Origin of the sequence: Methanosarcina sp. WH1, from assembly GCF_000970005.1 — an archaeon.
Classification (GTDB): Archaea; Halobacteriota; Methanosarcinia; order Methanosarcinales; family Methanosarcinaceae; genus Methanosarcina.
Window position 1 is genome coordinate 2,787,186 of the sequence record NZ_CP009504.1, and the last position, 23,665, is coordinate 2,810,850.

Annotated in this window: 21 protein-coding genes; 12 read left to right on the plus strand and 9 right to left on the minus strand. The window is 41.6% G+C overall.

Annotation, left to right across the window (positions count from 1 at the left end):
* Positions 1 to 143 precede the first annotated feature (143 nt).
* The 6 genes from MSWH1_RS20265 to tnpB form a co-directional block, all read right to left on the minus strand.
* On the minus strand, positions 144 to 2,402 hold the full coding sequence (locus MSWH1_RS20265; RefSeq protein ID WP_231585468.1) for a disaggregatase related repeat-containing protein: 2,259 nt from the start codon (positions 2,400 to 2,402) through the stop codon (positions 144 to 146).
* Between the two features lie 1,726 nt (positions 2,403 to 4,128).
* Positions 4,129 to 5,787, minus strand: coding sequence for a sodium:solute symporter (locus MSWH1_RS12165; RefSeq protein WP_048128877.1), 1,659 nt, complete (start codon positions 5,785 to 5,787; stop codon positions 4,129 to 4,131).
* A 99-nt stretch (positions 5,788 to 5,886) separates the two neighbouring features.
* Positions 5,887 to 6,045: a symporter small accessory protein gene (locus MSWH1_RS19695; RefSeq protein WP_197073955.1), complete on the minus strand. Its 159-nt coding sequence runs from the start codon at positions 6,043 to 6,045 to the stop codon at positions 5,887 to 5,889.
* 402 nt (positions 6,046 to 6,447) lie between these two features.
* Positions 6,448 to 7,722, minus strand: coding sequence for a Glu-tRNA(Gln) amidotransferase subunit GatD (gene gatD / locus MSWH1_RS12170; protein WP_048128879.1), 1,275 nt, complete (start codon positions 7,720 to 7,722; stop codon positions 6,448 to 6,450).
* Positions 7,723 to 7,924: 202 nt separating this feature from the next.
* Positions 7,925 to 9,400, minus strand: coding sequence for an argininosuccinate lyase (argH, locus tag MSWH1_RS12175; RefSeq protein WP_048128881.1), 1,476 nt, complete (start codon positions 9,398 to 9,400; stop codon positions 7,925 to 7,927).
* 422 nt (positions 9,401 to 9,822) lie between these two features.
* Complete coding sequence (gene tnpB, locus MSWH1_RS12180) at positions 9,823 to 10,935, minus strand: IS200/IS605 family element RNA-guided endonuclease TnpB (RefSeq protein WP_048128883.1); 1,113 nt, start codon at positions 10,933 to 10,935, stop codon at positions 9,823 to 9,825.
* A 28-nt stretch (positions 10,936 to 10,963) separates the two neighbouring features.
* Here tnpB and tnpA point away from each other — a divergent pair, with 28 nt between their 5' ends.
* Positions 10,964 to 11,377 (plus strand): IS200/IS605 family transposase, encoded by a 414-nt coding sequence (gene tnpA / locus MSWH1_RS12185; RefSeq protein WP_048128346.1) that lies wholly within the window; start codon positions 10,964 to 10,966, stop codon positions 11,375 to 11,377.
* A 189-nt stretch (positions 11,378 to 11,566) separates the two neighbouring features.
* On the opposite strand, the gene MSWH1_RS12190 is transcribed toward tnpA, so the two are convergent.
* Positions 11,567 to 12,874: an IS4 family transposase gene (locus MSWH1_RS12190; RefSeq protein ID WP_048130427.1), complete on the minus strand. Its 1,308-nt coding sequence runs from the start codon at positions 12,872 to 12,874 to the stop codon at positions 11,567 to 11,569.
* A 74-nt stretch (positions 12,875 to 12,948) separates the two neighbouring features.
* Between MSWH1_RS12190 and MSWH1_RS12195 the strand changes: the two genes are divergently transcribed.
* On the plus strand, positions 12,949 to 13,383 hold the full coding sequence (locus MSWH1_RS12195; RefSeq protein ID WP_048128884.1) for a hypothetical protein: 435 nt from the start codon (positions 12,949 to 12,951) through the stop codon (positions 13,381 to 13,383).
* A 152-nt stretch (positions 13,384 to 13,535) separates the two neighbouring features.
* Positions 13,536 to 14,081, plus strand: a complete 546-nt coding sequence (locus MSWH1_RS12200; RefSeq protein ID WP_231591771.1) for a class I SAM-dependent methyltransferase — start codon at positions 13,536 to 13,538, stop codon at positions 14,079 to 14,081.
* Between the two features lie 273 nt (positions 14,082 to 14,354).
* Here the strand turns inward: MSWH1_RS12200 and MSWH1_RS12205 are convergent, their stop codons facing one another.
* Both MSWH1_RS12205 and MSWH1_RS12210 read right to left on the minus strand, forming a co-directional pair.
* The gene (locus MSWH1_RS12205) at positions 14,355 to 14,699 is read right to left on the minus strand and encodes a BadF/BadG/BcrA/BcrD ATPase family protein (protein WP_048128889.1); all 345 of its coding nucleotides are present in this window, start codon (positions 14,697 to 14,699) and stop codon (positions 14,355 to 14,357) included.
* Between the two features lie 15 nt (positions 14,700 to 14,714).
* On the minus strand, positions 14,715 to 15,650 hold the full coding sequence (locus tag MSWH1_RS12210; protein ID WP_048128891.1) for a nucleoside recognition domain-containing protein: 936 nt from the start codon (positions 15,648 to 15,650) through the stop codon (positions 14,715 to 14,717).
* A 443-nt stretch (positions 15,651 to 16,093) separates the two neighbouring features.
* On the opposite strand from MSWH1_RS12210, the gene MSWH1_RS12215 reads away from it, so the two are divergent.
* The 9 genes from MSWH1_RS12215 to MSWH1_RS12250 all read left to right on the plus strand — a co-directional run bounded on the left by MSWH1_RS12215 (position 16,094) and on the right by MSWH1_RS12250 (position 23,577).
* Positions 16,094 to 17,332: an AarF/ABC1/UbiB kinase family protein gene (locus MSWH1_RS12215; RefSeq protein WP_231591773.1), complete on the plus strand. Its 1,239-nt coding sequence runs from the start codon at positions 16,094 to 16,096 to the stop codon at positions 17,330 to 17,332.
* Positions 17,333 to 17,410: 78 nt separating this feature from the next.
* Positions 17,411 to 17,776, plus strand: a complete 366-nt coding sequence (locus MSWH1_RS20270; protein ID WP_231591774.1) for a hypothetical protein — start codon at positions 17,411 to 17,413, stop codon at positions 17,774 to 17,776.
* Positions 17,777 to 17,915: 139 nt separating this feature from the next.
* Positions 17,916 to 18,122 carry a heavy-metal-associated domain-containing protein gene (locus MSWH1_RS18425; RefSeq protein WP_082088132.1) on the plus strand — a complete coding sequence of 69 codons (207 nt, stop codon included), beginning with the start codon at positions 17,916 to 17,918 and terminating at the stop codon, positions 18,120 to 18,122.
* Between the two features lie 227 nt (positions 18,123 to 18,349).
* Positions 18,350 to 18,541: a heavy-metal-associated domain-containing protein gene (locus MSWH1_RS12225; protein ID WP_369798604.1), complete on the plus strand. Its 192-nt coding sequence runs from the start codon at positions 18,350 to 18,352 to the stop codon at positions 18,539 to 18,541.
* Between the two features lie 186 nt (positions 18,542 to 18,727).
* Complete coding sequence (locus MSWH1_RS12230) at positions 18,728 to 18,922, plus strand: heavy-metal-associated domain-containing protein (RefSeq protein WP_255350523.1); 195 nt, start codon at positions 18,728 to 18,730, stop codon at positions 18,920 to 18,922.
* Positions 18,923 to 18,964: 42 nt separating this feature from the next.
* Positions 18,965 to 21,892: a heavy metal translocating P-type ATPase gene (locus tag MSWH1_RS12235; protein WP_048128902.1), complete on the plus strand. Its 2,928-nt coding sequence runs from the start codon at positions 18,965 to 18,967 to the stop codon at positions 21,890 to 21,892.
* Positions 21,893 to 22,080: 188 nt separating this feature from the next.
* A complete protein-coding gene (locus MSWH1_RS12240) occupies positions 22,081 to 22,332 on the plus strand; it encodes a hypothetical protein (RefSeq protein ID WP_048130513.1) in 252 nt (83 codons plus the stop codon).
* A 58-nt stretch (positions 22,333 to 22,390) separates the two neighbouring features.
* Positions 22,391 to 22,600, plus strand: coding sequence for a YwbE family protein (locus MSWH1_RS12245; RefSeq protein WP_048130515.1), 210 nt, complete (start codon positions 22,391 to 22,393; stop codon positions 22,598 to 22,600).
* 167 nt (positions 22,601 to 22,767) lie between these two features.
* Positions 22,768 to 23,577, plus strand: a complete 810-nt coding sequence (locus tag MSWH1_RS12250) for a DUF6544 family protein (protein WP_048128904.1) — start codon at positions 22,768 to 22,770, stop codon at positions 23,575 to 23,577.
* The last annotated feature ends 88 nt before the right edge of the window (positions 23,578 to 23,665 follow it).

Consider the following 23,665-nt stretch of genomic DNA (forward strand, 5'->3'; position numbering starts at 1 on the left):
ACAGCCTGTAAAGGTAAGGGGTATTCGTGACCCTCTGCGCTCCCGATGTAATAAGTTGGAAGAACTGAAAAGTCTGGTTACGGAGGTTTTTATAATTTCCGCACTACCAGCCTCTTAGAGTTCTCCTCCTGAAGTTAGAGCCTTTATGCCACAGTGTTCTCTTCTATATTCAGGATTGGACGCTTGTTTTCCTCTTCAATCTCGCTGCTGTAGAATGCTACGTAATCCGCATTTTCTGTACGGGCTTTAATCAGGAACCCTGTATTTTCGTACTCGCCGCTGACGTACTCTCTTACTAGGTCCGTTACATTCAACTCATAGTACCTGTTGTCCGGTATATCGCTTCCGTTCAGGGTTATCGTAGCGTACGGTGCGTCTCCCTGAGAGACATTCTTCATATCGAACCAATCTCCTCCTGGCTGTGTCCAGAGTACCCCAGCATCCCTGCTGTTCCAGGTCACATTCCCAGGACTCCAGGATGCAGCGGGCCTGTATATCTCTACTATAGTATCTCCCGGCCTTTCCCGTCCATCGGGATAATACCAGTAAAGGGACAGGGTTGAACTGCTAATATTTTCAGCATTGATGTATTCACTCAGGTCAAATAGAAGAAGGCCTCTATACCTTCCGACTCCAAGATTGCCTCCGATGTCAATATACTTCTTGTCCTGATAAACAACATCAGGAGATGCTTCCCTGAGGCGGTTGTCTATTACAATGTTCGTTGTGTTGTTAACTATTGTCTGGTTTTTGGTCGTTGCAACTTCGGTTTCCACAGTCTCCGTGGCGGTGATCTCGTCAATTGCCATAACTGAAGAATCTTCTTCTAATATCTGGTTTCCGCTCACGAAAGCATTTTGGATATTTTTTATTTTGATTTCGGAGCCTGGACTGGAGGGATATACATTTATTAAGTTATTGTTTTGTATTTTTACATTGCCGTTTGTGTAAGAATTCCCATCGAGATATATTCCCTCTCGTCTGATGTTTTCAAAAGTGTTATCAGAGATTTCTAAGTTTATATCATCTATATGAAATGTTAGATCTACTCCTCTTCCTGAGAGATCACCAAAATGATTCTTACTGATGACTATATTTCTGAAACTTTCGGAATTAAGTCCCACACCATACCATTGTTGTCCATTATTCTGATTATTATTCATAATTACGAGCGTATCCCCGATACCATTCCCCGTTCCTGCATAAAGGTACCCTTCAGTTTCAATATGATTGCCTTTTATTACATGTACTCCATCATTCAAATTGCATCGTCTTGCAACTGCCCCATGTCCGCCATAAACTTCATTTTCTGAAAATATTGATTGTAGTGTTCCGTCATAAAATGCAACAAATTTCGTTTCGGGATATATTTTGTTTTTGATTATGGTATAATCAATCGTCATAGGATGAGCATCGATTACATGAGATGAAGCAATGTTTGCCCCTATCAAAATATTGTTAGATATGACAATATCCCGATTCAGAGCCTTAAAATCTCCTGTGCCGCTCATAATGGCATGTCTGCAATTTTCTATGTGATTATTTTCAATATTAACAAACGCTGCGGCATCTGCCACTGATATGCCATACCCATTTCCTTCATGAATGGAGTTATAAATCTCATTATTTTTGACGTCCACGTTAAAGCATGTATCTATTCTTAAAGATGCCTGTCCATTATCTTTAAACCAGGAATCCGTCACAGAAGAATCCTTGCAATAGCTAAGCTTTATCCCTTCATAGACTCCAGCAGCATTGACGTTTTGTATCCCAATATTTTTTATATGCATTTCAATAGGTCTGTATATTTCGGCTTGAACAGTTTCAGATAATTTATAATCTCTCAGAAGTGGCTGATTTAAAGTGACTACGTTTCCGTTCACGCTTTGAACCGCATATATTTCCCCTGTCATTTGATTCGGATAATCCAAAGGACACCACTGAACATTTTTCCAAATCTTAATTAGATCATTTTGGCGAACCTGTGAAGCATCACTTAAAATCACCTTAGAGGAACCTTTTTGAGCATTAGCAGAGAGAGATTGAGTTGTGATCTTTGAACCCGCGAAACGAATGTTATTATTTCCTTCCGCAGTTTTAAGATGAAGAGTAACTTTTCCTTCACCTATTATATTCAGACTCTTATCTTTTTGAGATATTCGTTTTGTTATGTAATAGTCTCCTTCGCGGATAGTTATGGTGTCACCGCTTTTTGAGTTATCTAGCGCCGCCTGAATGCAAGTGGCATCGTCTTTATAATCGGATGTCAAATAAAGACAAGAGACTGACGGTTCAGCATCATCGTCAATTACGATGTTTGACGCCAAAGTGGTAGGGCTACTTAAAGTAAGATATAAAAAAGCAAGGACAAATATTGTCAAATTAGTTTTTATAGTTTTCATTATAGATCATCCCAAAATTCGATTAAACTGTAATAGAATTCCTCCATAGATCCACTCAACCATAATTTCCAAAGATAATAATATTAAATTCAATTTTTCCTATGGATAAGATGATTTTCAATTCAAGACCACGTTGGTTTTTATGAGAGCATCCATAAAAAACAACGAGAGGCCATACCATAGTTCTTTAAATCCTCCGAGTTAAATGGATGATATATTTTCATACGATTGAGTGACTATTGTGTGTATTTTTTCCATGAAAAATTGTTATTTTATAATACTGTTCTGCGATTTAGTGTACTCTTCACTTTTCCAAAAGATAGTGTTAATCAATGCGTTTTCATTTATATTCGGTTAAGATACAACCGGAAGTATCAAACAAAGGATTTTTAAATAAGCCTGGGTAAAGCCGATCCGATTCCGGTATCTTCTCTGCAGACAGTCGAAGTTACAGTTTCCCGGATCTCGGGCAGGTTGCATGTTCCTTCCCTAAGGCATTCCGGGTACCAGTCCCCATTGCAGGTTCCTTGGACGTATTTACGTCACTTACATGTCAAAAATTACTGTTACAGTTTTCCTGGGCATATGTTGTTTGTAGCGGGTTGTTCGGTCGTAGATTGTAGAAGCTGCAGAGGCTCCTGCAAGAATTAAAACAATAACATCAAAACAACAGAGAAAGATGCTATTACGTTCAAGATTGACTTTTTATTAAATTTTAGGCATTCTCTTCAAATTGTATGGATAAAAGTAAATTTCACATATTTGCAGAATCATTAAAAATTAAACTAAGTCTGAAAAACATGATCAAAAGACAGATTTAACTTCACAACCATGAGATAAAATGTATACAGATGTTTCTGGTTGGAAAATTTTTCCTTGAATTTGAAGAGATACAATTTTGCTTTTTTTCCTATTTGGCTTACTTTTGATCTGAGAATACACGTAATCAAAAAATAGATGGAAAGTGGAACATATAAAGATACTTATATCAAAAGACCTGAAACCATACAAAAAAATAAATTTAAAGCTTTAAAATACTTTATTTTGCTTTATAAACCTTGATTTGGCAGATTAGCATAATTAAAGAAATGTATTTTTATATTTGTCCCCATAAGACTTAATATCTTCCAGTTAATATGGAAGTGTACCGAAAGTTCTGAAAAATGTAATTGACTCTGTATCCTTTTCCATTCACTACAAAAAAATTCACCAACTAATTACCTGGTTTTTAACTTGACATAGGTTCAGATGACCCTTTTATCACTCTAGTTATTGATTTTTCAACATCAGTGTTATTAATTTTTTCTTTCTCATATGATTTTATAATCTCTATGGGGTCCTTAAAAATTTGTCCACCTTAAATCGCTTAGAGAGGGCAAGATGCTGGAAAAACAAAAACAGCTGTACCATGATCTGGGGGTGAACCCGCCTACATCGTCATGAATGGGTGAGAATCTCGGTTTTACAGCTCTGACAGCCTCTTTAGCCCGCCTGTACATAAAAAACGCACATGAAATCCTCTAATAACAGGCACAAATAATTAAAGTACCTGGGAGGACTTTCATGCCAAATAAAAACGAATTCATTAGCTGCACTGGAAACCTAATCCCGGAATATCAACTATGCAACCTGATACGTGATATTTTTTGTTAATTATAATAAATAGAAAGGAAGGAAAAAAAATACGCGCATAAAAATGCGCTTGATTTTTAAAAAAGGAACAGGTTTAAACGCCTGTTGATTCAACTGCCTTGTATGACGCTGGCTCCGATATTTCCTCTTCTTCGTCTTCAAACCTGAGCCTGTAAGCCTTCTTCAAGAATTCGGCTGAAGGCGGGACTGTCATGAGGCTTACCACAATCAAGGTAAGGAAGGAGAGTGGAGTTGCAACCAGAATCGGGTCCACGAGGGGCCAGGTGCCGGTAAGTAAAGTTTCCTTTCCGAAGATTGCCAGGCAGATCTTGAGAGGCACGGCTTCTTTTGCATGTACAAAGACCAGCCAGAACAGGCTGCTCAATGATCCTACAACAAGACTCGCAGTCGCTCCGGCTTTTGATGTGCGCTTCCAGAACAGTGCCCCCATGTAGATGGGCAGAAAAGCTGACGTACACAGACCCATGAACATGGCAGTAGCTCTTGCGATGATGCTTACTGGAAGGATGTAAGCCAGAGCAACCGATGCCAGGATGGTAAAGGCAATCCCTAACTTCGTAGCGTGGACGGCTGTTCCCCCGGACTTGCCGTTCATAAGACCCTGCTGGTAGAAATCGTGCCCTATAGATGTGCCCATTGTGTGGAACTGGGCAGCTGCAGTAGACATCGCAGCTGCGAGCAGGCTGAGCATGAAGAGTGCGACAAAAGTCTCGGGCATTGCCTGGTTCAGGAATTGGGGTATTATAAGGTCAGTGTTCCCGCCTGCAACCTGAAGGGAAATCATGCCTGTAGTCCTGTAAAAGTAGACGTTGGAAAGAGCTCCCACGACATATGCGACTCCTGCCATCATCAGGATAAAAGGTCCTCCAACAAGGACTGCTCTTTTCAGGGAGCGGTCGTCTTTTACCGTCATGAACCTGACTGCGAGCTGTGGCTGTGCAAGCACCCCTATCCCGACTCCCAGGGTGATTGTGGAAACCATTGTCCACCAGATAGGAGAATTGAAAGCCGGCATTGCAGTCCAGCCCATGTGCCCCTGGTCAACAAGGGCTTGAGGAACAAGGCTTGTCATGTCAGTAAGAGCCTGGTGAGCTCCTACAACTCCTCCCAGTTTGCTGTAGGTGAACACCAGAAGAAAAGCCATTCCCAGTAACATTAGAGTGCCCTGCATGGCATCCACGTACATCACTGATAAGAGTCCGCCTTTAATCACATAAGAAGCAATGATTATAGTAAAGATCAGGAGAGCAAGGTTGTAATTGATTCCAAGTGTGGTCTCAAGGAACCTTCCGGCCCCTATGAGCACGCTTGCAGCGTAAAGAGGCATGAAAATTGCTATTAAAAGCCCGGAAAAGCCCTGGATAAACCTGGACTGGAAGCGTTTCCCTATAAACTCAGGGTAAGTTATGGACCCCAGGTTCAGCCCCATACGCCGGGTTCGAGGGCCAAAAACCACGAAGGCGATGAAGATGCCGAAAAAGATGTTCATAAAGACTAGCCATAGAAGCCCCATTCCCAGTGAAGCGGCTACTCCTCCAAACCCTATTATCGCAGAAGTGCTGATAAATGCAGCTCCATAGGAGATAGCCATAACTGCCGGGTGCACCTTTCGGCCCGCGAGCATATACCCATCGACCTGGGAATTCTTCTTATACCCCAGGCGGGCAACGTAGAAAGTGCACGCAAGATAAATGAAAACAAACAGAATAAGAGTTGAAGTACTGACTGCCATCAAAATCATTCCTGAAGAGTTTAAGTTGCTGTTTTTTCGCAGACATTTCAAAAAAAGTCTGATATAAAAGGTACTTTAAGCTTCGGTTTCCGGTGCAGTTTACTGTTCCTGAACCGCTGCTTTTGGAGTACCACTTTTCACTGTCTGCTCTTCGTCTCCGCCCTTCCAGTTCAATGCCCCGTAAACCATACATCCGAGAGCACTTAATATACAAAAAATATATGCAAGCCAGATCTGTGGATCGTCGATTCCTAACATCTATTACACCTTCCGATTTAATCTTTTGCCACTGGTTGACATGACACTTGTTAACATGGTACATAAGCTCTTTTTGTTATTTAAACATATTGTCCAGAGAAATTTAAGATAGGAGTAAATGTAAGGTGTACTGTTAAGGAATGTAATTTCATACCACACCGAATCTGATTCATTCTATAAAGAACCAGGCCCGGATATTAACTGGAACACAACTAACATGTAACTAATGAACCCAATTATGAATTTGGGAGCAGATGTAAGACATGTAACTATGAACCCAATTATGAATTTGGGAGCAGGTGAAAGAAAAGACTTTGAAGGAAGAAGAGATAGATAGATTGTAGGTGAACCCCTTTAGGGGCTCATCTTCTTTTTTTGAGGATTATTTTAAGGAATTTCGTCTTACTTTAATGTACACCCAGTAATTTCCCCACTGAGATCTTCCCTGAGCATATCAACTGCTTTTTCGAAGTCATCGGTCTGGCCGAGCACCCACATCAGTTTGACGAGGGAGGTTTCAGGCAAAGTATCTTCTCCTTCAATTGCACCCACTTTCAGCATATCGCGACCTGTATCATAGACGCGGTCGCAGATCCTGCCGTTAAGGCACTGGGATGTGACTATTACAGGCATTTTTGCATCCACTGCCTTCTGGAGCATGGGAATCCATTTTGTGGAAACGTGACCAAGTCCCGTGCCCTCAATAACAAGCCCTCTGTAGCCTTTACTGATATAATAATCAAGTACTGCCGGATCTGCTCCCGGAGTGAACTTCACAATGGCACACTTCGATTCCATTCCCGGCTTGAATTTGAGGGGCTTTTCTCCACGTCGAGTATAGTCAATAAAAGTCTTTATTTCTCCTGTACTGTAGTCTATAGTCCCTATCGGAAGGGAGTTTACGGACTTGAAAGCGTCCCTGCGGGAGGTATGCATCTTCCTGACTTTCGTTCCACGGTGGATTTCACAGAAATCATCAGAAGTTGTGCCGTGCATAACCACTACAATTTCGGCAATTTCGCTTATAGCAACCCGGGCTGCACAGATTGCGTTCATGGCGTTGTCGCTGCTCGGCCGGTCTGCACTTCTCTGGGAGCCCACGAAAACAATAGGTACAGGCGTTTCTATCATAAAGGACAGGGCTGCAGCCGAGTACATCATTGTATCTGTCCCATGAGTGATGATTACTCCATCAGCTCCGGCTTCTATTTCTTCGACAACGGCTTTCGCGAGGTTTTGCCAGGAATCAGAGTCCATGTTTTCGGAGAGGATGCTTGAGATTACCCTTCCTTTAAAATCCGCAATTTCCTTAAGTTCCGGGATTGCGGCGAGAATATCATCAGCAGTAAACTGGGATGTGACCGCACCTGTACGGTAGTCGATCTTGCTGGCAATCGTCCCGCCCGTAGAAAGGATTGCGATTTTCGGGAGCTTTTTCCCGGGTTCGGGAAGTTTTTCCCCGCTTTTTCTACATTCTTTTACGCCGTTTCTGCTTCCATTTGCAGTTTCTCCGTTATTTTCCAGAAGGGTAATCTTGACCTTATCAATGGAAAAACCGGCGTTATAACCGCTTTTCATTTTTATTGTGATATATCCTTCCATGGAAGGCATTACTTTGCCTTCATAGACTGTACCGTTCCTTTCAATCCGTACCCAATCGCCCTGTTTGAATTCCATGAATAATCCCTTTTCTGCTGATTTTTGAGATGCTGTATAATTTGCGTGATACTAAGAGGTCTAAATAATATTAAAGTTAGATGCGTTATTGAAACTAAATAGGTTTTTGAAATTAAATGTGCTCTCAAATTAAATGGATTTTCGAAATTAAATGTGTTATGAATTTGCTTGAATGTGCTTTTTACTTTTAGCTCAATATGATTCAGATCTTCCTGTATTCATCGACGACTTCAAGCAAGGTTTCAAAAGCCGAGTCGATTGAATCTTTGAGAGTTGTAATCTCCTGCTCGTTCAGTTCAAGTTCCGTCTGCCGCTTTCCAAGATAATGCTGCATTTCTTCCGGAGCAGGTCCTCCCACAATCTTTCTTCTCTTTATGTTAGAGACCGGGTTAAGAGCTTCCTTTACCATATATTCTGTCAATCCCCTGCTTGAAAGCGACTCTCCAAGCACAAATTCAGCCACTGAGTCGATTTTTTCCATAGTGGGTTTTTCCATTTCCTTTGCAAGTATCCCGACAATCTGGTGGGCAGTTCTGAAAGGAATCCCGGTTTCTCTTACAAAGGTATCTGCAAGTTCGGTAGCCGTTGTAAAACCTGTAATGGATTGGGCTGCAAGCACATCAGTATGGATTTTCATGGTCCTTACCATTCCCTCCATTACCCTTGCCGATATCCTGGCAGTTTCTACCGAACGCCATATATTGGGGGTTGCTTCCTGAAGGTCGCGGTTATAACTCAGAGGCAGGCCTTTGCAGATAGTAAGCAGGGACATAAGTGCTCCTACAGCCACTCCCGTTTTCCCGCGCATTAATTCTGCAGTATCCGGATTTTTCTTCTGGGGCATAATCGAAGAAGTGGAGGCGTATGTGTCATCCAGTTCAATAAAATTGAACTCGGACGAAGACCAGATTACAAGTTCTTCAGTCATCCGGCTCAGGTTTATCATGAGGTTTGAAAACACCGAGGCGCATTCAATAAGGAAATCCCTGCTACTGACCGCATCCATTGAATTTTCCAGCAGTCCATCAAAGCCCAGGAGTTCCTGAGTCCGTTTCCTGTTCAGGTCAAAGCCCGTAGAAGCAAATGCAGCAGCCCCGAGCGGACAGAGGTTAACCCTGGAAAAGGCGTCTAAAACCCGGTCAAAGTCCCTGCCTAGAGCCGCTTCGTGGGCACATAGGTGATGGGCAAGGGTTGTCGGCTGGGCATGCTGAAGGTGAGTGAAGCCAGGCATGAGGGTTTCAGTGTGTTTTCCTGCAAGAGTGACAAGGGTTTTCCTGAGGGCAAAGATCTCTTCGAGCAGTCCGGTAAGTTCTTCTCTCAGAGTCAGCCTGATGCAGGTCGCAACCTCATCGTTTCTCGAGCGCCCGGAATGCATCCTGCCTCCCACATCTTCCCCAACCATATCGATGAGCCTGGACTCAAGAGAGATGTGTATATCCTCGTAGCTGAAGTCGAGCTTTTCCATTCCTTCTTCCCTTATCTTCAAAAGCCCGCTAAGGATTTTGCTGCAGTCCTCCTCATTTATAATCCCCTGCTCTCTCAGCATTACCGTATGTGCAAGGTCCACTGCTATATCTGCATTAAAAATCCACCTATCAGCCTCCATAGAGGAGGTGTAACGTAAAATTTCTTCGTCCGGGGCAGCTTCAAGCCTGCCTCTGCGTAAAATGTTGCTCATCGGGAATCCTCTGTATAATTGTAAAGTTCCTCTGTATAATTGTAAAGTAAATTTTTATTGTGAGAGTCTTTATGTAATAATGATTCTGTGGGATAAATGATATTGTGAGCTTGTATGAGGTCTCTATCCCATTCTTAATTTGCAGGCATACAAGACGTATAAAATCCGCAGCGTGATATTATTTCCAAATACTTAAATATGAATCGGTTTTCAGGGAGTTTCCTGTAAGGTAAGTGAATAATGCGGGTTTTTGCTATTTTTGCAAAAATGTCAGAATCAGTACTTTACGTCAGAATCAGTAATTCACTAATTTTTCTCTTATTCGTGAACTACCACTCAGCTAAAGACTGAGTGGCTTCTTGGTTCATTCCTCCCTCTATTGAGAGCAAGTCCCCAAGCTCATCCCCGTAGTCCCTACGGTGTCATAATCCAATTAGATTCTGATCTATGAGAGCGAATTTTTTGATATTGATAGCGGCATTAATGTCTCTATCGTGTTTGGTTTTACAGTCTGGACAAATCCATTCTCTGTCTTTTAGCTGAAGCTCTTTATTGTGGTATCCACACACACTACATAGCTTAGAAGAGGGTTCAAATTGTCCTATTCTCAGGACGGTTTTTCCAAACCATTGAGCCTTATATTCCAACTTTGTTACAAAACTACTCCACGCAGAATCACTTATAGCCTGTGCTAAGTGATGATTCTTAACCATGTCTTTAACATTTAGAGTTTCCAGAGCTACAGCTTGGTTTTCGCTAACAAGTCTAAAAGAGAGTTTGTTCTGGAAGTCATTTCTCTGATTTGTTATTTTGTCATGGAGTACAGCAAGTCTTCGTTTAGCTTTTGCCCTGTTCTTAGAGCCTTTCTGTTTCCTTGAGACTCTTTTCTGTAATACTTTGAGCCTTTTAAGAGAGTTTTTCAAGTACTTTGGATTCTCAACCTTTTCTCCTGTTGAAAGGACAGCAAAGTCTTTGATACCTACATCAATTCCTACTGTTGTTGATTCTGTGAAAGCTTCCTTTACTGGAAGTTCTTTTCCATCTTCAACAAGGATACTGATGTAGTAATGTCCTTTACATGTCCTTGATACCGTAGCCGTTTTAGGCTCTCCTTCAAACTTCCTGTGAAGAACTGCTTTAATTGGTTCTATTTTTGGAAGCTTGATAGTATTATTTTCAAAGTTTACAGTGTAGTGTTGAGGTACAGGGAAAGACTGTATCGGATTCTTTTTTGATTTGAACTTTGGAAACCCTGTTTTCTCTCTAAAGAATCTAGTGAAAGCGGATTCAACCTGCTTAGTCATCCCCTGTAATGATTGAGAGTTAACTTCTCCTAACCACTCATTAGAAGCCTTTAGAGTAGGAATTAATTTGTTTAAGTCAAATCTGGAAATTGATTCCCCTGTCTGCTCATAAGTTTTAATTTTCTGGTCAAGTGCCCAATTATAGACAAATCTACAGCTACCTATATGCTGATTCAATTGAATAGCTTGTGTAGTTGTAGGATAGAGTCTAAATTTGAACGCTTGCATCATACAAAGGCATAATATGCTTTAACAACATATATATATTTTGGTAAATACGAAGTATGAAACACGGAATCATAGCAAATTTTTGTTAATGTATCATGTTATTTTTGTTTGCAAATACCGAAAAGTCATACTTGAACCAATTAGCGAAGAACTCAAACAGATTAGGATTGACATTTCAAAAGAGTCTAACTTTGAAATCCTTGAAATGGAAACTGACAAAGACCATATTCATTTCTTGATCAAGAGTGAGCCGAAAGTTAGCGTTTTGTCAATTGTCAGAAAATTGAAACAAGAATATACTAACAGGTTATGGAAAACTCAAAAAGAATATATGAAAAAGTATTATTGGGGTGAGAATACGTTATGGAGTGATGGTTATTTTGCGTCTACTATCGGAAATGTTAGTAAAGAGGCGGCAGAATATTACATACGGAATCAGGGTTGAAGTTGACGCTTATATCCCCTGAGCTAAAGACTCAGGGGTTTTACGCTTCTTCATATAAACTAATTATTATATTGTTGTTAGCAGTGGTAGCTTTGATAGGGGCACCAATGGCATCAGCTAAACCCAATTCATTGGTCATCGGTTAAGAACTTACTTCCATCTACCAATAGTGTTTTTCATTTCACCTTTTCATAAAAAGAATTCTTCTCTGAACCTTTCTCTGTTTACATGCGGGTCCAATGCTTGACTTTCATATACACTCATTATTGTTTCAAAAGTTCTTTGAATTCCACATCTATTCAGAATTACTGTCAACAAATCTGATGCATTCTCTGCAAATATTGTGCTCCAACGTAACTGCGTATATTGAGCCATTTTTTCAGGATGAGCTGTCGAGTTTCTTACGAGAGAATAAATTCTTCTGCTAACGATTAGTGTCAACATTGCTGTCCATATTAAAGCCTCAATTACCTGCACATTCTTTGTTTCAAGAATTTCAAGAGCGTATTTGCTTTTCAACTCCTTAAACAGCAGTTCTATGTCCCATCTTGCTCCATATAATTTTGCAATGTCTTTTGCATTCAAAACATCTTTCTGAATATTTGTGATATATATGTGATGCTTTTCATCCTCATCATTATATACCGCAACAAGACGTACAAGCATCTCATCCCGCTTTTGTTTGCCTTTATACGCTCTTCTTTTGAATGCTATTTTTACAACTGCATCAATATCTTTTCCAGAGAGTTGTTTAATACACTCACTAACAGGTTTTTCCGCGAACTCTTTGCTTTTTGTCTTAGAAAGTCCTTCTTCAACAGAAACAAGAATAGGATCCATATTCTTCCTTATTCTTGAGACAAAATATCCTCCGTTTTCCTCAACTCTTGCAAACATTTGAGTTTTGTAAAATCCAAGATCAACAAGAAGAATACGGTCTTTGATCCATGGGCCGATTTTCAATGTTTTGATCTCAGCTGTTTTTTCAGAGTACAGAGCAACTGTTTTAGGCCCATTAGCAACTGCACTTACCATAACTCCCACTTTTACCCCAGCTGATACTGTTCTTGCTCTTGCTGCTGGAAACTTGTCTGCTAAAGATGAGTGAAGACGAACAATTGTGCTGTCTTGAATGAGAACATCCTGAAAGTTTTCGAGTTTTTTGCTAAGTTTTCTACCAGGTTCTTTTGCAAGCTCTTCTATGCCGTGAATAACACACTGATGAAGAAACTCAACAAGTTCTGGAGTGAATCTATAGTACCAGCTGCTGTCGCTTAATGTCTTATTTGATTCTTTTTCATATCCTCTTTTCAAACTGGCAAGTGTACGCTGCAAGCGTACACCAAAACCAAGAGTTAAAACCCAAAAGATGATGACAGGGTCAATTTTACGCTCACGTACTATGAGGTCAGTTTCTTTGGCAGTTTGCCTTAACCACTCTTCGGGAAACATTTCCCGAAGAGAGTCTTCAAGAGTAGGTGGGGGACGAGGAGACATAGATGCACTAATATTTAGATTATTATTATAAAAACACATACGAGAGTGATTCCCTAACGCTTAACCGATGACGTATGAAACCCAATTTTTTGACATCTTTCAATCAGCATTATGAAACTGCAGGCACAAGGCTTGATTCATGCCCTACCTGTCATAATGGGGAAGCCGTAAATCCTTATGGTAGAGCATATTTAGGAAGTGGGAGAAATTTCGCAGCAATCGAAAATCTTGATTCGGATGGAGACGGATTTACGAATCTGGTTGAGATCAAAGCCTTGAATTTTCCCGGAAACCCTGACGATCATCCACAAATCACATCAGGAATTGTGCCTGAAACACCCATAAACGTAACTGAACCATCAGACAATGTAACTCCGGAACAGTCAACTACGGAAATGCCAGTAAGTAACACAACCGAGGAACAGAAGTCTCCGGGATTTGCAGCTATCCCTATGGTTGTTGGATTATTAGCAGTGGTGTGCCTGAAGAGAAGATATGTCCGGAAATAATTCCATCATGCACCCCCTAATTGAGGATACTTATCCTGATGTATAAGCTTCCTGCATATCCAAAAAAGCTAATCGTAAGGAAAACGTAAATTCGTTTAATGTCCGCCGCCTCAAAGTACAACCGAATCTCACCAATCTATGAGCTGATAGATTTGCCTCTGGAATATCTCTTTTTCCGGAGATGGAGGACAGAGATACTTTCAGGCCTGAGCGGAAAAGTTCTGGAAGTCGGAGTGGGAACCGGAAGAAACCTGAAATACTATCCTGCAGGCTGTTTTTTAACTGGAATCGATAACAGTGCAGGGATGCTTGAAAAAGCCCGGGAGAAAGCCGGGGGCATGCAAAATATCACTCTTCTCCTTATGGATGCCGAGCACCTGGAATTTCCGGACAACAGCTTCGATTACGTGGTCACGACTTTTGTCCTCTGCACAATCCCTGATCCTCTGAAAGCTCTTGAAGAAATGAGGCGCGTCCTGAAACCCTCGGGTGAGCTTATGGCCCTTGAGCATATGCACAGCAGTAATCCTGTTATCGCTCTTTTTGAGGATCTGATCAATCCTTTTCTGTTTTTTCTGTTTGGAGATCATACGACCCGACATACCCTGAAGAATATAGAAGAAGCCGGCTTCATCGTACTGGAGGCAAAAAGACTGGCATTTAAGGACGTTTTCAGGAAAATCCGGGCAAAACCGTAAAAAGTTCTTTTATTGTCTTATTGGCAGTTGAGTTGTAGTTGAGTTGTATAACTTATTTTGTAACTAAAAATTTGCTTCTTTTAATCTCTTTTTGAGTAGCCGGTCAAGTTTCTGGTTATGAATACAATCCTGAAAAACGTTAATGGCTGAAAACAAAGGAACTTTTAAGATTAATTAATCGATTAATAAACGGGCACCAGTAATTGATCCTGGCAAGAATATTCTATATCAGAAATATCACAAATTCATATTCTCTAATTAGCAAAATAGGATTTACTCAGTTTTTCCTGATTCCATACAGGTCGCAGCCCCAATTGCTCCCGTGATCTGCGGCTCGGTAGGCACGTAGAGTGAGATGCCCAGTTCTTTTTCCAGAAATACCTTCATGCCTGGTTTTTTTGCAACGCTGCCCACGAAAGCCACATTCTGTTTTACCCCTACCTGCCGGACCATAACCGCAACCCTTCTGGCGATACTTTCGATGAGTTCTGCCGCAATATCCTCTTTTTTAAAACCTTTCACCCGGAGAGATATAACCTCGGACTCGGCAAACACAAACGAAGGAATTTTTGATATGAAATGGAAAGAAGCGATAAAACTGGCAGTTTTCTCCTTCATCAACTTATTTTCTTTTTAAAACACCATTAAAATGACCCCTGTGATCCCCACCATTACAAAGATCCTGAGGGTCTGGGAAATCAGAATGGTTTTCATCCCTATTTTGGGGCCGAAGATCCCCACGTAATGCGGGATATAAATTCTCAATGTCCCGAGGCTTGTAACGATATTGCCTACAAGGAGGACAATTATGACTTCTATTCCGCTTAATATTCCCTGTTCCATGAGGTTTGATGCAAGCGTGTAGGCTGCAAGGTGGCTTGCAAAAAGGGCTGCAATTACCGGAAGCCCTTCGACAGGTACAGGCAGATAAGCCGAGATAGGTTCCAGATATGAGCCAAGGGTGTCAAAGACTCCAAGGTCCGTCAGAATAAAAACCAGCACGGTTACCGGGATCATTACTTTGAATATCCTGATTATGGTTTTCTTCGAAGGCCCGAGGCTTTCTTTAAAAGCTATTTTTAATGCCGGAGGTTCTTTCTTTTCAAAGTCTTCAAAACGTACTTCTTTTTCTTCAAGCAGGAAATGCCCGACAATAAGTACTATCAGGGTTTTTACAAGTCCTACGAGGGTTATCAGGCCTACGTAAATGATCCCTGTTGTCCCGAGCAGGGGGACAAGTATCGGAAGCAGGGTTCTCCAGTGCATGACAATTGCAGGAAAAGAGTTCAAAACGGAAGCTATGATCAGTTCGTCTTCTTTTATGATCCCTCCATCGTACATGCTTTTAAGTGAAGCGTTGGCCGAGGAAGTGGACGCAAAAGCGGTAAGAAAACCTACTCCACATTCTTTTCTGAGATGGGCGTAGTTCGTAATCGGCCTTACCAGGAAATCAAATTTATAGAACCAGCCAAGGCTTACCAGAAGTTCGGCAAGGATAACTCCAATGATTATTGAGGGACCTGTTTTTAAAAGGTACTCAGCCGAGTGTGTGAGGGCGGCAGGTAACATTCAATTGTATTGAAGTATCAAAGTTTATTAATTTATCTAAAATAATTCATAATCATTTTTTAAATGACAAAACAGAATGGTTATTTTATCCAGCTTTTCAAAAGCAAAGAAAGGTAAGTTTCAAAGTATGCTCAAAAGTATGTTCCAAAGTATATTCCAAGAAACTATATTAAATCCTACATTCCGCAGTATTTTTTTGAAAATCAATATTTTTTCCGATAGCGTTTTTCAAAAATTCTCAATTAATATACCCAAACTGAAATTTGAATAAAAATTGAATACTAAGTTTTTTGGTCTCTGAACATACCGTATAGCCATTTTTAACTCCTGCATAGAAATCCGATAAATTCACGTTAGGACAAAAATCGATAGCAAGAAAAATAATGAATATACGAAAAATACTGCGGAAAGTGGGTTAAATAATAATAGCTAATTCCTGAAGGATGCTGGAGAAAACAAAGCGCTATCTTGAGGTTACAAGGGTCCTTTTAAAGTACAACCTTATTCCGGAACTCTACCGGGATTTATGTACCAATTATATTTCAAATCCTGATTGCACCTGTGATTTTGATGTTGAGAACAGGCAGACTGCGGTAAAACTCAGGCAGGCTTTCGAAGAGCTTGGGCCTACTTTTATCAAAATGGGGCAGACCATGAGCAAGCGGCCTGACCTTGTGCCCCAGCCTTATGTTATTGAAATGTCGAATTTGCAGGATAAGGTTAAACCTGTGCCTTTTGTGGAGATGGCTGAATCTCTTGACCTTGCCTGCATATGTGAGTATCAGACGCGTGAGGACCGGAACAGGAAAAAAAGTGAAGAAGAACTGAAAGCGGAAAGAGAAAGGAGAGCAAAAGCCTTTATTGAGATTTTTGACAGCTTTGACCCCGAACCAATTGCCTGCGGGTCCATTGCTCAGGTCTATAAAGGGGTGCTTGACGGCAAGACCGTGGCTGTAAAGATTCTGCGCCCGAACCTCATTGATACTATTAATATCGACCTTTCTACCCTGGACGATTTCAAGCCTGTGATGAAAAAAGTACTCAGGGTGAGAAAGAAATTCGATATCAATGCTTTTTTACTGGAGATCCGGAAGATGCTTATCCGGGAAGTTGACCTCAGGATTGAAGCCGTTAACATGAGACGGTTTGATGACAATTTCAAGAATGTGAAAAATATTTCTGTGCCAGAAATCTATCCTGTAGAAATCTATCCTGTAGAAATCTATCCTGTATACTGTTCTGCCAATATCCTTACAATGGAATTTATTCAGGGTACCCAGGTCAAGGACATCATTGATTTGCCTGTGCTCCAGAGCAAAAAATCTGAATATACGCGCACTATTACCAAGAGCTACCTGAAACAGGTCTATATCGACGGCTTTTACCACGCAGACCCCCACGGGGGGAATATGTTGGTCGAGGAGAACGATACTGTTGCCTTCATTAATTTCGGGACTGTGGGCAGTATCGATGATGAACTTCAAAAGAACATGCTTGAGTTTTACTACTCTATCAATAACAGGGACGTGGGAGGGGCAACCCAGGCTTTCCTAAATATCAGGGGGCAGATGCAAGAGATGTGGATGTCCGCGGGCTCAGGAAAGACATGGGCGACCTTATTGCAAACCAGAATTACGGGCTTGAAAGCAGGCAGAGTGACAACTACACAAAACTGGGCTTGAAGTATGATATTCGGCTACCCGGGGAATTTTCAACCCTGCAGAGGGCGATCCTGCTTATCGAAGGAGTCTGCCTTGAACTTGACCCGCGATACAATAAAAACCATTGCAATTCCAGTCCTTATGGATGCCTACAAGAAACTCAATACTCCAAAGGGAGCTGCCCTTCATATCGAATTTTCCGCCGAGCCCCCGGATGAAAAAGCTGAGTTAAGAGCTGCTATCAGGGAGGTTGCCGAAAAAATGGAATACATGGGGGACATGTTCCTTGAAGGAAAGCAAAAAGAAAACAAACGCAGTGTTTTCTCAAAGGAGTTTTACCTCGCTGTCCTGCTCGTAGTCTCGACTTATATCCTGTTATATGGAGATGCGTTCTCGTGGGTTGGATTGGTCGGGTTTATGGGGACGATCCTGATAGCACTTCTTTCTGTTATTCGAAGAAACTGAGATGACCCTCACCTGATACAAAAGCTCTAATAAATGAAAATATAAAATAATGTAATAAAAACAAGTAAAATAAATGTAAAAACAAGTAAAATAAATGTAAAAATTAAAAATTAAGGATTCAGCAATGGGGGGTTAGTTTCTGGTAGAAAAAACCTTAAAAATCGAAGGAATGACATGCAATCACTGCGTTTTAAGAGTGGGAAGAGCTATTACTTCCGTTAAGGGCGTAGTAGAAGTGGATGTAAACATGGAGAAAAGAGAAGCAGTTGTAAATTTTGAAGAGTCCGTGACAGACCTGGAAACAATTAAGGCGGCTGTTCGGGAAGCAGGATATGAGCCCCTTTGAAAATCGGTATTTCCTTTTCCCGACTTTCACTTCAGTCGCTTACACAGACTCTAATTTACAAGTACAGGTACTACTTTTCCCTGCCAATCCGGTTCCGCGGACAGCAAAGAATTTTGCAGCAGACCGGACATCATATATCTGTGCAATCATGCAGTATTCCATTAAATTACTATGTTAACTCGTTCAGTAAAAATTAGACGGAGGTAGAAATCATAACTAAGGAAACCATAAAAGTTGAAGGCATGTCCTGCGGACACTGCGTTATGAGAGTTAAAAAGGCAATTGAAGGTTTGGAAGGCGTAAAGAAAGTAGACGTGAGCCTTGAGAACAAACAGGCGGTTGTCGAATTCGACGAAGGAAAGACTGACGTAAAGAAAATAAAGGCTGTAGTTCAGGAAAACGGGTATGAGCCTTCCTGAATTGGAATAAGGCGTTTAATAGTCTTCAAAATAGAGTCTCAAGAGACTTTATTTATTGTTCACGAGGAATTAATTATATAGTAAAAGGTACAGATTTTTATAATATGGGTAAAGCGCCTGTTTTAAAGCAGGTGATGATTCGGGGGTGAAAACATCAGGGAGACAACACTTGTAGTAGATGATCTGATTTGCAGGTATTGCAAAGACATGGTTACCACGCTCATTACCTCTATTAATGGGGTTTCCCGTGTAAACGTAAACGTCCCTAAAAGGACGGTAAATGTAACCTATGACAGCCGGATAACCGATGCACATGTCATAAGGATGACTCTTCAAGAAGCGGGTTATAAAAATATCATAGAGTCTTTTAACGCTTTTTAAGCGATCAGTAAGTCTGAAAAATTTGGATCGGCGGCGTATCCGATGGAAGTTACGATAGGTGTTTATGGCATGACCTGCGGTCATTGCCAGAAAAGAGTAGCGGAAGCTCTTTCTGGTATTGAGGGTGTGGAGTCTGTAGATGTTAATCTTGAAACCGAAAGTGCAACTGTTATTTTTGATCCTGAAAAAGTAAGCCCTGATGATATTAAGGAGGCTGTCCTAAAGGCCGGGTATTCTACAGAACGCGAAGCAGAAACTGAAGAGGAGGCCCGGGCAGAAATTCTCGAACCTGCCAGGAAAGATGTACCTGCAAGGTCGATTCCAGAAGCTGTCGATAGGGTTTTGGAAGGGACGGAAACGGATGTGGTAGGGAGAGCAGATGAGGGGGCGGGAGAAGAAATCTCAGGAGCATTTCAGACATGTCCCCTTACCGAAGCATGCGCCCTTGCAGACGAAGCAGAAAAAGAAACATCCTACCAATCAGGCCCGAAAACAGGTTCAAAAGAGATCACCCTTGGAGTTTCCGGGATGACCTGCTCGGCATGCGCCCTGAATATTGAAAAAATTTTAAAAAAAAAGAAGGGTGTGGACTCCGTAGCTGTTAATCTGGAACTTGGCAGGGCAAAGGTCAGCTTTGAACCTTCCCTGATCTCTCCTCAGGAAATTGAAGAGGCTATCGAATCCATAGGATATAAAGTCGAAAAAGACAAAGTGGCCCTGAACCTCCAGGGCATGAGCTGCGCCTCCTGTGCTGCAAACATTGAGAAGATCCTCAATAAAACCGACGGCGTAATCTCGGTTTCCGTGAATTTTCCGCTTGAAAAAGCCTTTGTGGAATTTGACTCCTCCCGCATCTCTGTCAGGAAAATTATTGCTGCAGTTCAGGGAATCGGGTATGGAGCCTCAGTCCATTCTGAAACTGTGGAGTATGAGGACAGAGAACAGATTTCAAGGGACACTGAGATCCGAAAACAGGAAAATAATCTAATCGTTGCTCTTTTACTGGGCATTCCCATCTCTCTTGGAAACATGAGCATGATGTTTCCCTTCCTCTCGTTTGTGCCCTCAATCTTTTCTAATCCCATTGTACTTTTTGTAATGTCTACCCTTGTCCTGCTCTTTCCAGGAAGGCAGTTTTTTGTTGGGACTTTCAAAGGTTTCAAGCATGGCGTAACCGATATGAACCTGCTGATTGCTGCAGGGACCGGATCAGCTTATTTTATCAGTGTAGCAGCAACTTTCCTTGACCTGGGCCCGGGATATAACTCCCTCTACTATGACACAGTTGCTTTCCTGATAATTTTCATCGTTTTTGGCAGGTACCTCGAAGCCAGGGCAAGGGGTAAAACCTCGGAAGCCATCCGAAAATTGATGGGATTAAGGGCAAAAACCTCAAGGATCCTTGTAGACGGCGTGGAAAAAGAGGTCCCTGTTGAAGAGGTAGTTGTTGGGGATATTGTTGTGGTCCGCCCCGGAGAAAAGATACCTGTTGACGGGGTTGTTGTTGAAGGAAGCTCTGCAATAGACGAATCCATGATTACTGGCGAGAGCATCCCGGTTGAGAAAGGCGCAGGAGACACGGTTATAGGGGCTACCCTTAACAAGACAGGGTCTTTCAGGTTCAGGGCTACAAAGGTTGGAGCCGATACCGCCCTTGCTCAGATAATCAGGCTTGTAGAAGCAGCCCAGACAAACAAGGCTCCAATCCAGAGGGTCGCAGATGTTTTTGCCGGCAACTTCATCGTAGCCGTGCATATTGTTGCTCTTCTGGCTTTTTCCTTCTGGTTTTTCATCGGCTACTGGCGTTACGGGGTAGGGGTATCTGCAGCTCTTGGAGGAATAAGTCCCTTCCTTTTTTCCCTCCTCATAGCCATCACCGTCCTTGTAATCTCCTGCCCCTGTGCGGTTGGGCTGGCAACCCCTGCAGCCATTATGGTCGGGACCGGCAAAGGTGCGGAAAACGGGATTCTGATCAAAGGTGGGGAAGCCCTCGAGCAGGCTCATAAACTTAATACAATCGTGTTTGACAAAACAGGGACCCTTACTGAAGGTACTCCGAAACTTACAAACGTATTTGCAGTCTCCGGCCACGAGGAAAATGAAGTGCTTTTTATTGCCGCAGCGGCTGAAAAAGGATCCGAGCATCCACTGGGAGAGGCAATAGTAAGAGGTGCAAACGAAAGAAAAATCAGTCTTCCCGAAACAAAAAACTTCCGTTCAATTCCCGGAAAAGGAATCGAAGCCTATCTTGAAGTCAAAAAAATTCTGCTCGGGACCCGCAAGCTTATGGAAGAAAACTCGATTCCTTTTGAGGGACTGGAAGCTGAGATGCTTAAATTTGAAGAGCAGGGGAAAACTGCAATGCTTGTAGCTTTCGAGGGCGAAGCCATAGGGCTTGTTGCAGTTGCCGACACCCTGAAGGAGAACTCTAAAGAAGCTGTAGAGACCCTTATAAAAATGGGCATCGAAGTAGTTATGATAACCGGAGACAACGCAATCACAGCCGGGGCAATTGCAACTGAAGTCGGAATCCCGAGAGTGCTTGCCGAGGTTCTGCCTGAAGACAAGGCAAACGAAATCAAAAAGCTCCAGAAAGAAGGCAAACTTGTCGGCATGGTAGGAGACGGTATAAATGATGCTCCTGCTCTTATTCAGTCCGATGTAGGAATTGCTATGGGGGCAGGTACGGATGTGGCAATGGAATCGGCAAAAATAGTGCTTATAAAAAATGACCCGAGAGACGTTGTCGCAGCGCTTAAACTTAGCCGGCTTACCATTAATAAGATCAAGCAAAATCTGGCATGGGCCTTCGGATACAATATGCTGGGAATTCCTATTGCAGCAGGGATCCTGTATCCAGTTTTTCACCGGATTCTGATTACGCCGGAACTTGCTGCCGCTTTCATGGCATTGAGTTCGGTTTCCGTAACAACCAATTCCCTGCTGATGAAAAGAAGCAGGATTAAATAAGTTCAGGGCAGATATTTTTTAAGCTGAATAAATTAGGGCAGATTTGAATAAAAGAAAAGCCGGAAAACACATGCATGAAGTTTCAAAATGAACTTTCATGCGTGTTTATTTTAAATATTCTTCCGATAAACCGGCTGAAGGTTAAGTTTTCGGGAATTCCGAACACTCAGTTGCTGATGGTGAATTCTATGGTAAAATTCGGATCCAAAGACAAAAGAACCAGACTCGTGTTTCTCTCAAGTATTGCCACCTCGCTGGTGCTGATGAACCTCTTTCTGCTTGGGACTTTGTTAACCAACATGTACCGGGGAGAAGCATCCTACACTCAGACAGATATTGCTGCGGGTTCTATCTTTGTTCTAGTGATCACCATGATAATATCCCTATCTCTCTGGCCCAGGATAATTGACTGGCTTGAAAGTAGAGAAAAAAATAAGTAATGAATTTCAATTTTTTAAAAACGTACTGATTTATATAAGAATGAATTTACCTTCTGCCATGAACAACGGCAGTATCAGAGCAAATATCAAAGAAGGACTAAAAGTAGGCATTGTCTTAAAACAGGACCAGAGAACCGGAAAAATTACCCAGGGCGTTGTAAAGAGAATTTTAACCAATTCTTCAACTCATCCACATGGGATAAAAGTTCAATTAACGGATGGGCAGGTCGGGAGAGTTAAGGAAATTTACTCAAAAGCTGAAGAATGAGGGCCTCCGCAAAATAATTTATGCACTTTTTTTTACTGTACTTAACTATTTTCACAAACAGGCTCATTGATTTAATCCCAAAAATCAGTTAAAAAGCCTGGTAGTGCCCCTTAGTTACATAAACCGCCAATTCACTCAGTGGAAAAAATGCAAATGGGAGGTAAAATATGCTAAAAGTTATTGCCTCAACCATATTTTTTGTTGCCTTGTCGAAGCTTAGAAAGGAAATCGAAAAAATATTTACGCAACATCAGGAACAAAAACAGGTTACTGTTACTGAAGATATGTTGCATAAACTGCCAGATCCAGTAAAAAAATATCTTGTGTACACCGGGGTGGTTGGCAAACCGATTGTTCAAACTGTACGTCTTAAGCAAGTAGGTAAAATTCGAAAAGACACCAAACAACCGTGGATGAACTTTGAGGCTAAAGAATATTATTCCGTAAGTCCACCTGGTTTTGTGTGGATTGCATATATGAAATTTTTTGGTTTGCCACTGATGCGAGTGAGAGATTATTATCTGGAGGGCAAAGGCAATCTCCTGGTGAAGGCGGTTTCATTATTCACAATTGCAAATTCTGTAGGTAAAGAAATGGACCAGGGAGCAATGATGCGTTATCTTAACGAGATGATGTGGTTCCCATCGGCTTTTTTGGGAAAGAATGTTTCTTTTGAATCTATTGATGCTAATTCAGCGAGAGTGACGTTGAAGGATATAGGCAAAAGTGTAACAGCGACAATGTATTTTGACGACGAAGGGAAAGTGACAAACTTTATAGCTCCACGTTATCGAGATATGGGCAACAATATATTTGAATTTGAAAATTGGTCCACTCCATTTCGAGAATATGGGGAATTTGAAGGACTGAAACTCCCTCTAAAAGGGGCAGGGGTCTGGAATTTAAAAGAAGGTGATCTGGAATATATTGATTTAACCATAACTGATTTAAAATACGACCCGGATGAGCCATATTGAAGAATCAAAGGCAACCCTCGGGTCATCCTTTTTTAATCTTAGACATTACATTTTGCTTTACCAGTTTTTCGTATTTTTTCCAGCTGTT